This window comes from Vibrio gallicus (assembly GCF_024346875.1).
GTDB lineage: Bacteria > Pseudomonadota > Gammaproteobacteria > Enterobacterales > Vibrionaceae > Vibrio > Vibrio gallicus.
On record NZ_AP024872.1, the window covers coordinates 216,517 to 232,862 of the forward strand.

At 42.4% G+C, this 16,346-nt stretch carries 16 protein-coding genes; 12 read left to right on the top strand and 4 right to left on the bottom strand.

The window, feature by feature from the left end:
• The first annotated feature begins 226 nt into the window (after positions 1–226).
• From OCU28_RS12675 to OCU28_RS12695, 5 genes are all read left to right on the top strand, one after another.
• Positions 227–916, top strand: a complete 690-nt coding sequence (locus OCU28_RS12675) for a helix-turn-helix transcriptional regulator (RefSeq protein WP_261818049.1) — start codon at positions 227–229, stop codon at positions 914–916.
• An 89-nt stretch (positions 917–1,005) separates the two neighbouring features.
• Positions 1,006–1,575: a spore coat U domain-containing protein gene (locus OCU28_RS12680; protein WP_261818050.1), complete on the top strand. Its 570-nt coding sequence runs from the start codon at positions 1,006–1,008 to the stop codon at positions 1,573–1,575.
• Positions 1,576–1,657: 82 nt separating this feature from the next.
• The gene (locus tag OCU28_RS12685; protein WP_261818051.1) at positions 1,658–2,347 is read left to right on the top strand and encodes a fimbrial biogenesis chaperone; all 690 of its coding nucleotides are present in this window, start codon (positions 1,658–1,660) and stop codon (positions 2,345–2,347) included.
• A 12-nt stretch (positions 2,348–2,359) separates the two neighbouring features.
• Positions 2,360–4,786, top strand: coding sequence for a fimbria/pilus outer membrane usher protein (locus OCU28_RS12690; protein WP_261818052.1), 2,427 nt, complete (start codon positions 2,360–2,362; stop codon positions 4,784–4,786).
• A complete protein-coding gene (locus OCU28_RS12695) occupies positions 4,783–5,604 on the top strand; it encodes a hypothetical protein (RefSeq protein ID WP_261818053.1) in 822 nt (273 codons plus the stop codon). Before OCU28_RS12690 ends, OCU28_RS12695 begins: the two co-directional genes overlap by 4 nt.
• A 71-nt stretch (positions 5,605–5,675) precedes the next feature.
• On the opposite strand, the gene malK is transcribed toward OCU28_RS12695, so the two are convergent.
• Positions 5,676–6,800, bottom strand: a complete 1,125-nt coding sequence (malK, locus tag OCU28_RS12700; protein ID WP_261818054.1) for a maltose/maltodextrin ABC transporter ATP-binding protein MalK — start codon at positions 6,798–6,800, stop codon at positions 5,676–5,678.
• 745 nt (positions 6,801–7,545) lie between these two features.
• On the opposite strand from malK, the gene malE reads away from it, so the two are divergent.
• From malE to malG, 3 genes are all read left to right on the top strand, one after another.
• Positions 7,546–8,727, top strand: coding sequence for a maltose/maltodextrin ABC transporter substrate-binding protein MalE (gene malE / locus OCU28_RS12705; protein ID WP_261818055.1), 1,182 nt, complete (start codon positions 7,546–7,548; stop codon positions 8,725–8,727).
• A gap of 99 nt (positions 8,728–8,826) precedes the next feature.
• On the top strand, positions 8,827–10,401 hold the full coding sequence (gene malF, locus OCU28_RS12710) for a maltose ABC transporter permease MalF (protein ID WP_261818056.1): 1,575 nt from the start codon (positions 8,827–8,829) through the stop codon (positions 10,399–10,401).
• Between the two features lie 12 nt (positions 10,402–10,413).
• Complete coding sequence (gene malG / locus OCU28_RS12715) at positions 10,414–11,304, top strand: maltose ABC transporter permease MalG (RefSeq protein WP_261818057.1); 891 nt, start codon at positions 10,414–10,416, stop codon at positions 11,302–11,304.
• Between the two features lie 96 nt (positions 11,305–11,400).
• On the opposite strand, the gene OCU28_RS12720 is transcribed toward malG, so the two are convergent.
• Positions 11,401–11,643: a hypothetical protein gene (locus OCU28_RS12720; protein WP_261818058.1), complete on the bottom strand. Its 243-nt coding sequence runs from the start codon at positions 11,641–11,643 to the stop codon at positions 11,401–11,403.
• A gap of 235 nt (positions 11,644–11,878) precedes the next feature.
• Between OCU28_RS12720 and OCU28_RS12725 the strand changes: the two genes are divergently transcribed.
• From OCU28_RS12725 to OCU28_RS12740, 4 genes are all read left to right on the top strand, one after another.
• A complete protein-coding gene (locus OCU28_RS12725) occupies positions 11,879–12,442 on the top strand; it encodes a hypothetical protein (RefSeq protein WP_261818059.1) in 564 nt (187 codons plus the stop codon).
• Between the two features lie 134 nt (positions 12,443–12,576).
• Positions 12,577–13,875, top strand: coding sequence for a peptidoglycan DD-metalloendopeptidase family protein (locus OCU28_RS12730; protein WP_261818060.1), 1,299 nt, complete (start codon positions 12,577–12,579; stop codon positions 13,873–13,875).
• A gap of 13 nt (positions 13,876–13,888) precedes the next feature.
• Complete coding sequence (locus tag OCU28_RS12735) at positions 13,889–14,236, top strand: hypothetical protein (protein ID WP_261818061.1); 348 nt, start codon at positions 13,889–13,891, stop codon at positions 14,234–14,236.
• A gap of 192 nt (positions 14,237–14,428) precedes the next feature.
• On the top strand, positions 14,429–14,563 hold the full coding sequence (locus OCU28_RS12740) for a hypothetical protein (RefSeq protein WP_261818062.1): 135 nt from the start codon (positions 14,429–14,431) through the stop codon (positions 14,561–14,563).
• A gap of 51 nt (positions 14,564–14,614) precedes the next feature.
• Here the strand turns inward: OCU28_RS12740 and OCU28_RS12745 are convergent, their stop codons facing one another.
• Positions 14,615–15,256, bottom strand: coding sequence for a glutaredoxin (locus OCU28_RS12745; RefSeq protein WP_261818063.1), 642 nt, complete (start codon positions 15,254–15,256; stop codon positions 14,615–14,617).
• 126 nt (positions 15,257–15,382) lie between these two features.
• Entirely contained in the window at positions 15,383–16,306 is a 924-nt protein-coding gene (locus tag OCU28_RS12750; protein WP_261818064.1) for a porin, read from the bottom strand.
• Positions 16,307–16,346 lie beyond the last annotated feature (40 nt).

A 16,346-nucleotide genomic window follows, 5' to 3' on the forward strand; every position in this document is an offset into this window, starting at 1 on the left:
AAACCTATAATCCGCATCAATAATATAGTTCTAAAATAGATATCGTATTTAATAGCGTATGTTCAAATGGGTAAATTATTGGATTATTAGGCGTATCAAAGGTGAAAATCAGACCAAAAACGCCTAAAGTTAAATGGCCTTCAAATGGATTTGTAGCTTTGAGATATTGACTCATACAAGGCTTAAAGGGGTATCGTTTGATGGCATAGGTTCCTAAGGAGGGCTTATGTCGCTATCTTATGCGTGCGGTTATGTCGTTACACGCTCTGATGAATTTGCCAGTGCAGCAACGGCTATTTTAAGACAGCACTTCACTTCTATTAAATTCTCACACGCCAACAATGTGAGAGACTGTTTTTGTCCTAATGCTTCATTATCAACACGAAGTATCTATATTATTGACGTTGCTACCAGTGGTAATCCAATCAGAGTTGGCATCAATCCAGCACATGAACGAGGGGATTGGCTGGCGGTTAATGTAGATGAAGAAGGATTCCAGTTAGGCGATTGGATCTTGAGTGGTTTTTCTGGGGTTGTGATGCGCCGGCATTGTCTTGAGCACATTGCAAGCGCGGTAGAAGCTGTAGAAAGTGGTGAGCTTTGGTACTCACGAAGAGATCTCAGTAAGCTTGCTAAAGCCTATCTTGCCAATGAATTTGATCCGCATATTGCAGCTGATGATTTTGCTTTATCGCATGCGCTTACCCCAAAAGAGAAGAATATCTGTTTAATGCTATTAAAGGGCCTAAATAACCCGCAAATAGCTGAAACCGTTAATGTAAGTGTCAATACGGTGAAAACACATGCTTCTAGTGTCATGAAAAAAATTAACGTGCACTCTAGGGCAGAGCTTATTGCTAGAGCGGTAGCGCAATCGACAAATTCACCCAAAAATCACCCGCTAAATGGTAGCTAACTCATTCTTTAGGGTGACGCTTTAATTTAGGGGTAACACTAAGCTTTCCTCGCAACTTGGTAAAAGTGATAAAAGGCGAGGGATTGATTATGAAACAGGTATTTTTTGCAGCTATCTTGGGGTTAGCCTTGTTTGGGCTAATTATACCGGACGCAGATGCGGGGAAACGGCATAAACACCGCATGTGTAATAGCTATGATACTCCACCAGGTGATGATCAGGGAGACGATCCAGGTGGCGTGATGTGTGATATCAGCGATGACATCATAATTACAGGGATTGTGCCGTGTGAATGCGAGTTGACTATTGATTTTGATAATACTTTAGGCACAAACGTATTTGCAAGTGAACTTAACCACACAGATCTAGGGCTCGGTTCCGTATCTGCCTATTGTAATACTGTGGATGGCTTTAAAGTTACCATGAGTTCTGCAAATGGTGGTATGGCTCGTAATGGTGGTGGGGCGCCCTCCCTTCCATATACTTTAAACGTGGGTAGCTATGTGTTTGACCCAGCGGTAGCGTTTGAAGAGACGATTGATCAGGTGAATGCAACAGATTTTGAAAATGCAGCGCTTGAGTTAAATGTCGACGCATCAGATGCTTTAGAAGGGACTTATTCTGATACGGTCACAATTGAAGTAGCCGGTGTGATATAAGCAGTACGCCGAATTGTTACCAAATTAGATCATCTCTTATGAGCGGGTATTTACTCGCTCATGTTGATTTTAAGGAGGAAACATGAGGGGTTTAATTGTTTTTTTGTCGGTTGGAGTATTGTGGGCAATACAGGCATGGGCTTATCAAGTTACTCCTATGTATTTGGAGATGGAATATGTGGGGCGTAAGGCTCAATCGAGTTATCAGGTAACGAATAACACCAGTCAGCCAGTTATGCTGGATGTTCTTGTGCATAAAGTGTCAATAGACCCTGAAACCAATCAAGAAATAAGTACCGCAGCGGATGAAGACTTTTTGATTTTGCCGCCACAAGCTATGGTAGCGCCGAATACGATCCGTCGTTTCAGGGTTCGCTATTTGGGTGAAGGGCAGGTAGATAGCACTCAAACCTACAGGGTGATGTTTGAGCAACTGCAAACCAACGATGGCAACGAGACTGCGTCTCAGGTCAAATTCCTATTTAATTTCTCGACTGTAGTTTTTGTCTCACCTACACAAGATAAGTGTACCCGAACCCTAAATGCACAGGTAGATTCCCCCAATATTGTATTGGTGAATAAAGGCAATTGCGTGATTAACATTGGGCAAGCACGCCTTACTTTTGCTGTCGGTGATGAAGAAACAGAGTCTACTTGGAGTGGGTTGGAGCTGGAAAATAGCTCTAACTACCTCATACCTAAAGTGACCAAAAAATATGTACTTCCTAAGGAGTTGCAAGGCTCTAGGCTTGTAGATATCAATCTAAATTAGTGTCTTGTCATCATGATAAGGTTGCTAAGTACCTTACTATGTATCTTCTTTTTTAGCTGGGTATATGCCAACCAGTGGACCTTTCCAGTGCCTCTTTATCGAGGACAAACCCAGATATCTGAAATAAACATTGTGACCGATGGTGAGCGTTTGATAGGGATTAGCGCCACCGAATTGCATGAAAGATTAAAGAACTATCTGGCTCCTGATGTAAATGAGTCGCTATTACGTTTTGGAAATAAGGTTGTGAGCCAACAAGAACTGCAAGATATGGGGATTGAACTGACGTTCGATAACCTTGACCTTAGCTTGACATTGTCTCTGGAAAAAGACCGAGCTAAGCGCAATGAATACAGCTTTGATATTCCCTATGAAAAGCCGATTTATAGTGAGTCGGGATTTTTTGCGTGGCACAACATCTTTAATTTAACGGCGTCGTATGTCGATAGTGAGCAGGATACTCAACAAACGGATTGGCGTTTTGAATGGGTAGCGAGCAGTAATTTTGGGGGTTATCAAGGATTGAATATTGATGGTGCTTTGTATGTTGCCCCAGAAAATTTAGCGGATGATTCTGACAATATTCAAGTTTATCGTGGTGATGTGAGAGCATTTGTTGATAGGCCTGATTATCCAATGCGATTTAGTGTTGGTGATATTAATCCGTTTGTAACGGGGCACCTGCCTTCTGTGCCCTTAGGCGGTGTAGCAATGGAGCGTTTGTGGAACCGTTTGCAACCGACACGAAACATTCAATCTGGTGGTTCGCAAGAGGTCTATCTGGTTGAGAGTGCCACGGTTTCAGTCTACGTAAATGACACCTTTTATGGTGATTTGCGTCTTCCTCCTGGCCGCTACGATATCGATGACTTGCCCCTTCGTCAGGGAAATAACGACATACGTTTGGAAATTCGTTATCAATCAGGACGGCGTGAAGAAATAACGTATAGCCAGTTCTTTAATACCAGATTATTGCGTCAAGGGTACAGTGATTACGGTATATATGCTGGTGTGGTATCTAATGTGGCGGACCGAGAGTATATCTACGATGAGCAGCAATACGTGGTGCAGTCTTATGTTGACTACGGATTAACAGATGCTTTTACCGTCGGCATAAACGGTATATATCATCCGTTAGGTCAGATTGCAGGTATGAGCCTTGGACTGGGGACGGGGTTTGCCAATATCGGATTAAGAGCGAGCGCACTTCATTATCAAGAGCAGCAGGTCGATTCTCCCTATTATGGTGCGATTGTCTCACTCGACTATGCAAGTTCAGTATGGGGAAACCTTGGCTACAATGCCCCTAATTTTAGAGTCGGTGTAGAAGGCTTCACCGATTACAGGGCGACGCCATGGAGCGCAGCTCCTCTTGAAACTGGTGGTCGAGCATTGCTTGATTATACCTATCGAATGACGTCGTATTTGAGTTTAAATAGTTATGTGGAATATGACATGCTCACATTCCCTGAGCAGAATGAACTGTTTGCACAACTGGAACTACAAGTAGGGTATCAGGACTTCGAGCTCACTATAGGGGCTGATTATCTGCAAAACAAAGGAGCGTTTGAGTTTGAGGAGACAACTTATTACTTCATTGTTGAGTGGGATTGGTATTCAGATAGTGGAGAATATGAAGCGCTAGCCCAGTATTTTAGTCGTGGTAACGTCGCGCGTACTGCGTTTAGTAAATACAGTTCGAACTCGGTTGGTAGTTATGGTTATCAATTGCTAGGAGAGTATGGTGATGAGGCGCAACTCTATGAAGCAAGAGCCGATTATATTGGAAATCGCTTCTCTGCTGAGGTTGATGTCAATCGGGTTGTCGACAATCAAGATATATTTACCGCCAATACGGTATCAGGGCGTTTATCTAGTGGTTTGACCGTAGTAGATAGTGATGTTTCTTGGAATCGAGGCTATCGAGGCCCTGCGGCGATAATCAAGGTGCACGACTCTATACAAGTGCCAGTAAACATTAATGAGTACGAAGACCAATCTCCAGAAGCTAGCGCAACCTCTAGCTTAAATAATTCTACTTCCCTATACGGGCATTCATACAGTTCATTTAACGTGACGATTCCGGAAGCAGATATAGGTTATGACTATGGTTCTGGCTACTATCAGATAGTCCCCGGCTCAAATACTGGTCACGTTGTGACTGTCGGCTCTGATGAATCAAAGACCGTAATTGGGACATTGAAGTTGAGCAATGGTGACGCGGTTATATTGCGTAATGGCGTGGTCAGTGGTGAGGGGATCACGCGCAGTATATTCACTAACAAAGCGGGTCGATTTGCTATTGATCGCATGAAAAGTGGCCGCTATACAGTGACTATTATTGGTACGCCGGAATTAACGGGCGACTTAATTATTGAACAAACCAGTGATAATTTAATTTATCTGCAAGCATTAACCTTGCGCGAGGTATCACCATGACAAAACGGCTGATGTTATTTGTGATAATTGGGGTAATGAGCAGTATGTCTTATGCTTCATGCTCTGGAAGTTGGGGGATGACAACTAAAGCTGTGCCAAACAGTGATGTAAGTAATATCCCCAGTTTAAGGTTTGAGGTAGAACTGAGCGAAGCGCTAAGGCGGTGTGATATTAAAGGGATTTCTATTGACTCGTATGGCAATGGAATGATTCGATTTGAACACGATGGTCAGTCGTTATTTGCTTATATTAGTGATGAATCAGGTAAGACGTATAGTGAACGAGAGAATCGGAAAATCTTTATTCCATTTAAACATAACCGTCGCACTCACACCTTTGAATTGAAATTTGTAGAAAATAAAGCCCTGCAACCTGGTTTGTACTCTGGCATTTTGGTTGGACAGCTACAAGGTTCGCGCAACAATACTAGAAGGCTTAAAAGCTCAGTGCGTATTTACCCATATTTATCGCTGGCCTTTCAGGGCGCGACACTGAATAACAACTCTTTAGATATGGGAGTACTAAAAACAGGTGCTCAGAAAAGTATTGATATGATAGTGGGGTCAAACTCTGGGTATTCGGTGAAGATTGAATCTGAATATGGTGGATTGATGCATCAAAGTGCTCCCGATCAACTTATTCCCTATTCAATACGTTTAGGCGGAAGGGGGGTCAGCTTTGGGGAACGGATCTATTTTTCAAGGCCGGGCACTAAAGGAAATAGCCAGAGGTTATCAATAATAATCGATTCCGTGCAGGGGGCAATGGCGGGGTCTTATAAAGATTATATTCGGGTTACTGCAATCGCGAACCCATAAAATGTACAAATAAAAAACCCTTGCATGGCAAGGGTTTGAGAATATATAAAGGGCTTAAATCACGGTCGCTTTTATGCTTGCGGGATCTCTGCGCCAACTTCTTGATGTAGGCGGCGACATGCACGGCCATCATCATGGAATAGATGACAGCGCTTTGGATCAATACCGATAGTATAGTGATCGCCCGGCTCTACTTCTAACGTATCAGGTTGACGGAAGTTAATATCAGTATCGGCACTTTCTACTGACAGATATACCTGTGTTTCTTGCCCTAGCTTTTCAACAATCGTTACTTCACCTTGGATAGTTGCCTCTGAAGAGTCGGACATTAAAAGGTGCTCCGGACGAATGCCAAGGGACATACGGTCTCCAACATTAACCGTTGTACCGTCAACAGGGATATCAAAGCTGACCTTGTTTTCCAGCTCAACTCTTACATGGGTAGAGCTGGCTTCAATGGCATGAACACTGATGAAATTCATCTTAGGTGAACCGATAAAACCTGCCACAAAGCGGTTTTGTGGATAGTGATATAGCTCGAGAGGGCGGCCTACTTGAGAAACATAACCACCATCTAAAACCACAATCTTGTCTGCCATTGTCATCGCTTCCACTTGATCGTGGGTTACGTAGATCATTGTACAGCCAAGTTGACGTTGCAGCTTGGTGATTTCACTGCGCATCTGTACGCGCAAAGCGGCATCGAGGTTTGACAGAGGTTCATCGAGCAGGAATACATTCGGTTGTGATACCAAAGTACGCCCGATAGCAACACGCTGACGCTGACCTCCAGATAGAGCCTTAGGCTGACGTTCTAGAAGGTGGGTCAGTTGTAGGATATCTGCGGCATGTTCAACGCGGCGTTGAGTCTCTTGCTTGTCGGCTTTGGCCAGTTTCATACCAAATGACATGTTGTCATATAAGTTAAGATGAGGATAAAGGGCGTAAGATTGGAATACCATACCCACACCACGCTTGGATGGCTCTACATCGTTCATACGCGTATCGCCGATATACAAGTCACCTGATGTGATATCTTCTAAGCCTGCAATACAGCGTAACAGTGTAGATTTACCGCAACCCGATGGGCCAACGAACACAACAAATTCGCCTTCATGAATTTCGAGGTTTACATTCTTTGAGATCTCGACGTCACCGTAGGATTTATAGACGTTTTTTAACGTGACACTTGTCATTTGAGTTGGTCCTCAATTTTTATTTTTACGTTTTAGTGACCACTGTATAGATATTGGTATGTGTGATCACTAAAAATAGGAAACAGTTGGTTGTGATTGAAAGCCACTGCAGTTGTATCTTCAGAGATTTTCAAAATATATTTATATCGAAATAGCCCATATTGGAGCCATTTTGGTATCAATATATTGTCCTAAATAGACGAATAAGAAAAAAGGCGGTGCACACAGCGGATTCGATGTGGCACCCCCGGTCATTTCAATTGATATTGACCTCCCCCAATACTCTATGTTGTGTCCCCCGTCATGAATTCATCACGCACAAACAACAGAATGTCAGCCAATATCTTGGAAATGTTAATTCAACAACGAGGTTGAAAAAAAGTTCTTACCATCCATATCTCGGATGTTGTTAGTTTGTGCATTTTTGTCCACTGCAACATCATCCTGAACCCTATTTTTGTAGGGGGAGTAGCAGGGGAGTAGGCTTAAAGGCATACCTGTTGATAAAAAGGACCAATATCACTTTTACTGGTGCTTATCTGTCGATCTGACTCACAAGATTACGCGTTCTGTGATCTGTGTCTTTTATTGAGCGTGAGCTTGATCGCGATTTTGTTTAGGCTTGGTGAGGGCGTAGTAGTTAGGAGGATGATTAGCGTTGTGGAGTGGGGGATGATAGATAATGAAATTTGGCTTTCCGATGAATGACGGTGGCCCTACATTAATAATAAAAAGGAAGATACCCATGAAAAAAGCCCTAAGCACAGTAGCATTAGGTACTTTAGTCGCTTTAGGTTCGTTTGGAGCACACGCATCAATCGAAGAAGGTCAACTAACTATCTGGATCAACGGTGACAAAGGTTACAACGGCCTTGCTGAAGTTGGTAAGCGCTTTGAAGAAGACACTGGAGTTAAAGTAACCGTTGCTCACCCTGATGGTCTATCTGACCGCTTTCCTCAGGTAGCGGCTACTGGTGACGGCCCTGACATCGTTTTCTGGGCACACGACCGCTTTGGTGGTTACGCAGAAGCTGGCCTACTTGCTGAGATCAAACCGTCTAAAGAAGTTAAAGATGGCATTGTTGATTTTGCATGGGATGCTGTAAATTACGATGGCAAAATTATTGGTTATCCAGTTGCGATTGAAGCACTAGCACTTATCTATAACAAAGACCTAGTTCCTAACCCACCTAAGACTTGGGAAGAAGTGGCAGCCCTTGATGCAAAACTGCAAAAAGATGGCAAGAAAGCGATCATGTGGAACCTAAAAGAACCGTATTTCACATGGCCACTTATGGCGGCTGACGGCGGTTATGCGTTCAAATTCACTGGCGAAGGCTATGACATTAAAGATGTAGGTATTGCAAACGAAGGCGTTACATCGGCAATGAACTTCTTGCATAGCCTAGTTGAGAAGAAAGTGATCTCTGCTGATATGGACTACTCGATTGCAGATTCATCTTTTGCTAAAGGTGATGTAGCAATGACCATCAACGGCCCATGGGCTTGGGGTGGTTATGACAACAAAGTGAACTACGGCGTAACGACAATCCCTACCTTTAATGGTAAAGCATCTAAACCTTTCGTTGGTGTTCTAACTGCTGGTATCAGCTCTGCGTCACCAAACAAAGACCTTGCAGTTGAGTTCATCGAGAACTACCTGCTGACTAACGATGGTCTACGTGACGTAAATAACGATAAGCCTTTAGGTGCAGTTGCCCTTAAATCTTTCCAAAAAGAGCTAGCTTCTGATCCACGTATTGCTGCAACAATGGAAAGTGCTGAGCACGGTGAAATCATGCCGAACATTCCACAAATGAATAACTACTGGAACTCAGCTAAGAACGCAATTATCAATATCGTAGATGATCGCCAAACAGTTGATGCCGCTCTATCTGATGCTAAGAAGCAAATGCTTCGCAACTAATATACCCACAAGTATCTTAATATTACTTGGGTAAAAAACCTTTTAGGAGGGGGTAACCCCTCCTAGTTTTAAATTTTTCATTCGCTAGTAGGTCTTTTTATGCAGACGGTACAATCTTCTGGTTCTGTTGAGACGCCTCCTGTTGCCAGCAATACCAAAGCGGTATTAAAGTGGGCAACCCTTGGCTTAGTCGGAATTGTAAATGGTTATGCAACCATTCTAATGTATTCGCGTGGTGAAGTAGCTTTCGCACTTCTCACTCTAATAATTACAGCATTGGCGCTGTATATATTTGGTAGCAAGAAAACCTACGCACATCGTTATATCTATCCAGGCGTCGCTGGGATGATTCTATTCATCTTGTTCCCGTTGGCGTACACAGTAAACCTCGCTTTCACAAACTACAGCGCAAAAAATCAGTTGTCACTCGAGCGTACACAGTCGGTGTTGGAAGGTCGTACTTTCCAAAGTGGTGATAGCTTTTCGTTTACCTTGTTAAAGGCTGCTGATGGCAGTCATGTTATTACCGTTAAAGATGGCGAGAAAACATTAGCAACACCTAAATTTAGCCTATCGGAAGAAGCGAAAGGACAAGATCTCAATCTTAGCCCTGTAGAATCTGTCGAAGGCACAAAAGAGCCTATCAAGGGCATTATCCAAGCGCGTCCAGTGCTGAGCAGTTTTGACCTTATTATGCCTGATGGCGAAGCAATTCGAATGAGTGGGCTTCGTAAATTTGCAGCAGTAGAGCCGTTGTTCACCCTGCAAGATGATAAGCAGGCGATGCTGAACAATGAGACGGGTCAAATATTCATGCCGAATATGGATACCGGTTTTTATCAAGCAGTTGATAGCAACGGTAGCTTTATTGGTAATCCAGTCTCACCAGGTTTTGTGGTTGGTATTGGTACGCATAACTTCGAGCGTGTGTGGAAAGATGATGGTATTAAAGAGCCGTTCGTTTCTATATTCATCTGGACTGTAGTTTTCTCAATATGCACCGTTGTGTTTACCCTAGTTATTGGCTTGGTGTTAGGCAGTATTGTGCAATGGGAAGAGCTGAAAGGTCGTTCTGTTTATCGAGTATTACTGATTCTTCCATATGCCGTGCCTGCCTTTATATCAATATTGATATTCAAAGGGCTATTTAACCAAAGCTTTGGTGAGATAAACCTAGTATTAACTCAGATATTTGGCATTTCTCCGAGCTGGTTCTCTGACCCAATTTTAGCTAAAACCATGGTCTTGATTGTGAATACCTGGCTTGGTTTCCCGTATATGATGATCCTATGTATGGGGCTATTAAAGGCTATTCCTGATGATTTGTATGAGGCATCGGCTATTGATGGGGCGGGTCCATTCAAGAACTTTTTCCACATCACTGTGCCATTGATGATTAAGCCAATGACGCCACTATTGATTGCAAGCTTTGCGTTTAACTTCAATAACTTTGTAATGATTCAGCTGTTGACCAATGGTGGACCAAATATGATTGGTACATCAGAGCCTGCAGGTTATACGGACCTATTGGTGAGTTATACCTATCGAATTGCATTCGAAGGTGGTGGTGGTCAAGACTTCGGCCTAGCAAGTGCTATCGCAACCCTTATCTTCCTATTGGTTGGCGGTATGGCTCTATTAAACCTACGTTTCACTAAGCTGTCTCAAGATTAAGGAGCAATAATTATGGCAATGGTACAAGGTAAAGACCTTAAATACCGTGTTTGGGCAACGCATATTGCTCTATGGATTTTCTTATCACTTATTATATTTCCACTGCTGATGGTGGTAGCGATCTCGTTCCGTGAAGGTAACTTCGCAACCGGTAGCTTGATCCCTGATAACCCATCTTTGGAGCACTGGAAATTAGCATTGGGCTTTACGGTAACACATGCAGATGGCAGCGTTACACCACCTCCATTCCCAGTATTAACCTGGTTATGGAACTCAGTGAAAGTCGCTGGTATCTCCTCAATTTTGATTGTGGCGTTATCTACAACCTCGGCTTACGCGTTTGCTCGTATGCGCTTTAAAGGTAAGAGCACTATCTTAAAAGCGATGATGATCTTCCAGATGTTCCCCGCTGTGTTGGCGTTGGTGGCGATTTATGCGCTATTTGATAAGTTAGGGCAGTATATTCCATTCTTGGGATTGAACACCCATGGCGGTCTTATCTTTTCTTACTTAGGCGGGATTGCGCTTCATGTTTGGACTATCAAAGGCTATTTCGAGACGATAGATAATTCACTAGAAGAAGCAGCAGCTCTTGATGGCGCAACACCTTGGCAAGCATTCCGTTTGGTACTATTGCCGTTATCGGTGCCGATTCTAGCGGTGGTATTTATCTTATCCTTCATTGGTGTTGTCGGTGAAGTACCTGTTGCATCCTTGCTATTGTCTGATGTGAATAATTACACTCTTGCCGTTGGTATGCAGCAATATCTATACCCTCAGAACTATCTATGGGGTGATTTTGCCGCCGCCGCAGTGTTATCTGCATTCCCAATTACCATTGTGTTCTTGTTAGCACAGCGCTGGTTGGTTGGTGGTCTAACTTCTGGTGGCGTGAAAGGGTAACCTTACGCAATCAAATTGGAAAACCGAGCACTTTTCAGTGCTCGGTTTTTTTATGGAAGAGAGAAGATGTAACCGCGGCTCTAGAGCCTACTCCCTCTATATCTTTTCAAGATTGGAAGGCGCATAGCCTAAGTGCTGCATTAATAGATAAATACTTTCTTGATGCAATGCCACACGTCGAAATAGATGAGCAAATACAGTGTCACCGCCAAAGCATTGCATTATATAGTGGTCGATTTGACTGTCATTGTATCCCTCTACGTGCATCGCGCGTACCCAGTGATACTCAACAGACTGTAGATTTTTGATAACATCAATACTAAGTTTTACATCTTCCATTTTAAGGCTGTTCTGCTTTGTAATAACAAGAAATTAAAGACGCCTGATTAAACCAGATAATAATGAACAAATGATTACAACGAGATGTCATATCTATTATCTAGGTAGATATGTGCTCTTTTTTCACTGTGTGATGTGTTCGCAATTGAGTTGAGGCACATCTAAAATTGGGTTTATACAGCATTATCTATATGTTTAAATATTGTCGATTTTACAAATGATTAAGAAGCTTGATATGAAATGGTTAGTCACAGGTGCTTTGGCGGGATTAATGTTACCAGCGCTTACTTTTGCGCATCCACTGACACCAACTCAGTTTAACTGTGATGTTGCAGATTATAATCGACCTAATACTCTTCATCTTGATATGAGTGAAAATGCGGATGTTCAAATTGCATCACAGCTGCTGCTTGAGCCAAGTCAACATGACAAACGGTTATATCAATCAACAGAACGCTATACGGAATCGAATCTACAACTGTTCATAGATACAAACTATGTTTGCTTCAACAAAGGGTCTAACGGCTATGTAGTTGTGCCATCTATAGTGACAAGCGGAGCGAGTGGGGTGTTTTATTACCTTACTCTCTATCAAGTTAACCCGCAGCGTTGGATGTTCAAAAATGAGGTGTTTTTGGGCGACAGGGTTGAGCTTAACTCTCTGAGTTTTAAGGGAGATCAGTTTCATATTGTGTATTCTGAGCATGGTATAGATCAAGCGATGGCAGAGCATCCGCAACAGACTGTAAGCAGAGAGTTTCGTATAACTGACAATAAGTTGACCGAACAATCAAATTGATACAGCTGTTCTTTGATAGGGTATACCTATTACTGGTAAACTCTCTTTCCGGAATTTGTGCATAAAAAATCTGATGAAATTTTGTTCAAATTCCTATATTCTTCCAGCCCAAATTTCAATGAATAGGTAATGTGGTGTTTAAATTCAATCGCAGTCAACTCTTGTCCAACAAAAAGCTACTCCTTATTCCGGTTCTGCTATTGATAGTTGCTCTATTTTCGCATTCACATGAAGAGCGTAAGTTTGTGCAACTCGATATAAACTCTGCACCTGCACCAACCATTGATACTTCTTCAGCGAAAGCTAACTGGGAACAAGCGCCGACGTATAGCTACCACATTAAGCGTGGTGACAACTTGAGTGTGGTTTTCTCGCGTCTTGGATTCTCTTATCAAGATTTGATGAGAATTATGGAAGAGGATCTTAACCACCTCTCTTTAGATAAGCTGAAACCAGGTAATATCTTAAAGTTTTGGGCAGATGAAGAGTCAGGCCGATTGGTTAAGATGGAACTCGAGTTTACTTTGGCTGATCGTGTTCAATATACACGAGGTCAAGATGACAGCTTTGCATATAAAGATATTTCATTACCGGGTACATGGGAAACAAAAGCCTTGGTGGGCAAGGTATATGGCAGTTTCTCAACCTCAGCGCATAAACTAGGCCTTAGCAGTACTGAAATTGAAGAGATTTCAAACCTACTAAAAGACAAATTAAATTTTGTTAAGGAACTGCGAGCGGGAGATAAATTCAGTATCGTCCACAAGGTTCAATACATTGATGGCCAGGAAACCGGAAATCGCGAAGTTGAAGCTATTAACATCTACAATCAAGGGCGCGTAATTAGTGCGTATCTGCACAATAACGGTCAGTTCTTTGATGAAAATGGTGATAGCCTACAGCGTGCATTTGATCGCTATCCAAGTAAATATCACAGAATAACCTCACCATTTAACCCGCACCGTCTACACCCAGTAACTGGACGCTTAGCTCCGCACAATGGTACTGATTTTGGTGCGCCGCTTGGTTCTGAAGTACATGCTACAGGTGACGGGAAAGTGATTATGATTCGTAATCACCCTTATGCAGGTAAATATATCGTGCTAGAGCATGGCCCAATTTATAAAACTCGTTATTTGCACCTCAGTAAAATCTTGGTGAAGAAAGGGCAGAAGGTTAAGCGCGGCGATATTATTGCATTGTCTGGAGCGACTGGTCGCGTAACTGGACCTCACCTACACTTTGAATTGTTGGTTAGAAATCGCCCTGTAAATGCAGTAACAGCGAATATTCCAATGGCAGATTCTGTGCCAAAAGATGAGATGAAGCAGTTTGTTGCCCGTCGTAATCAGTTTATGAAATTGATGAAAGATAAAGAAGTGATGCTTGCTAAGCAAACTCAACAAACCAAGAATAAGAAACAAGCCTTATAAACGTGAGATAAAAATGACTCAAGACGAATTTGTAACACTAGTAAAAACAGCAAGTGATTGTGTTGATCTACCTGAAGCATTGGCTTTACTTCAAGCCAATGAAGACCAAGATGTAGCAGAAGCGGCACTGAGTCTAAAAGGTCAGTTTGCTATGGCTGAGGTGAATGGGGAGCAACGCGTATACCATGTAACAACTCAGCAAAATGGTGATGATCTCGAAGAGTTCGTGGAGCATGTAATGAACACGGACGAGCCAACTATAAAGTTTGTTGCTTGGTTCTTTGATTTCCATTTTGAGGTTAAACAAAGCGACACTTATAAGGCGGCAGGTAAAACCTATCGTCAGCCAAAACGAAGCTAGTTCAAAATCAATAACCAAGCCCGAGCAATGAGTCTCGGGCTTTTTTATGCTCAAAATATACGGAATTGGTCATGTGTAGCAAGTGCTGAATGTAATTAAGTTACATTAAAGTGTGATCTATATCTTGTTTGTGTCGGGTTTACAGTGTGAATTACGCCAGAATTAGAAATTAAATTACATCCGAGGCTTAACATGAACAATGATTTAGGTGGCATGCTTATCTGCTCACATATCGCTCGTAAGGCAATTGAAGCGAAATTTGATAATAAAATTGTTCGCGAAAAGCCTTCAATATTTAAAAAGTTATGGACGAAATTGACCAAGTAGTCATTAACTATCAAAAAAGCCTCGGATATATTCGAGGCTTTTTTGTATCTGTTAGTTACTCATGATTGAGGTATGGGAATCACTATTAGCTTGGGACAGGTCTAATACATTATTCGGCACATGATGGTTTTTGTCTGAGGTGAGCCATTTTTCTAGAGCATCGGCACCACCGATATATTCACTATCCATCCAAATTTGTGGAACCGTAACTGGGGTCTTTAAACCAATATGCGCTTTTACTTCAGGTATCATGCGATATAGGGCTGCGCTTTCTTTAACTACATCATGATAGATGTAATCAATCCCAGCTTGGTCGAGGCGCTTTTTGGCTTTGACACAATAAGGGCAGGTTGCTTTACCGTACACAATATTGCCTTGTAGTTGATGCCGCTTCGACCACTGTGCAATTACAGATTGTACTAATAGGCCTCTATTCAATGCTTCGCCTTGGCTAATGACTTTACCTTCAACGATGAGGATTGGTGCGTGCCATGCGCCTTTTTTAAGTGGTTCCCACCAATGAGACAGCCAATCTTTGATTTCAAGCTCTACTTCCACGTCCTTGAGTTCGTTGGCAAAGGTGTCACTTAAGATGTCTTTGGTGAGGGTACATTCACCACAAGGGATGTTGACCTTAAATGGACCCCATTGCCCGCCCCAGCGGTAGAGTGTGATTTTTATTGGCTTGTTCATGATGCGTTTCCTTATGCTTTCCTTAATTATAAGAACTTGTTAGCACAAAGAAAATTTCATTGTATAAATAAAAAAACCGAGCGCCATGGCTCGGTTATATCCGTTATCGAACGAATCGATATCAAATTAGAAATCGTAGCGAATACCCGCTTGGATTTGGTCGTCTTTATTGTCAACTTGTTCAAACTTGTAGCCTGCATAAGTGCGCAGGTTACCGTTAAACTTGTAAACCGCTTCAACGGCAAAGTTGTCTACATTTGCATCGTCAGCTTTTTCAAACTCTTGATAGTTGTATACAGCAATAAAAGTTAGCTTATCTAGCTTATATTTTGCTGATACTTCAAAAGCGTTCACATCTTCATCTGCAACACTGCCTAGTGCATATAGACCGCCAACCGTGAAGTCTGCAATTGAATACTGAGCTGCAATGTTGATTTGGCTATCATCATCGTTGCCGTTGGTTTGCGCAACATAGCCCAAGCCTAGGTCTAGACCGAAATCAAAAGAGTACATACCTGCGATGCCGTAGCTGTCTGCATCTTTTTCATCGTTAGCAAGGTAGTTTGCTTCAACGGTGAAAGCGTCAAACTTTCCAGCATAAAGGAAGTTATTGTTACGCTTGTCTTTGTTTCCTGCAACGATATCAGCGGCATCAGCGCCAAAGGTTGCCATGGTATCAGTAATGTCCGTTAGCATTACTTGAGCAGAATCTTGTTTACCGTAAGAGAACTCACCAAACTGAGTACCTAAACCTGCAAAGGCATAGCGGTTGCTGATGCTTGAATCGGTGTCGAACTCAGCTTCATATTTACCAAATCCATATAGGCTATCTGAAATTTGGGATTTTCCAACAACGTTTAGGCGTGCACGAGATTTGTCATTAAAAGAGCTGTCACTAGCTGATTCGTTGTTGTCTGAGATGTTGAAACGCGCTTCTGCACGACCACCAATCTTCAATTCAGAGGTGTCATCTTTGTACACAGTTGCTGCTGATGCGTAACCTGATGCCATAATCGCTAAAATTGCAGTAGTTAATGCTGCCTTGTTCATTTCAAAGTCCTATTTAATTAAAAGTGAGTAAGTACTCGGG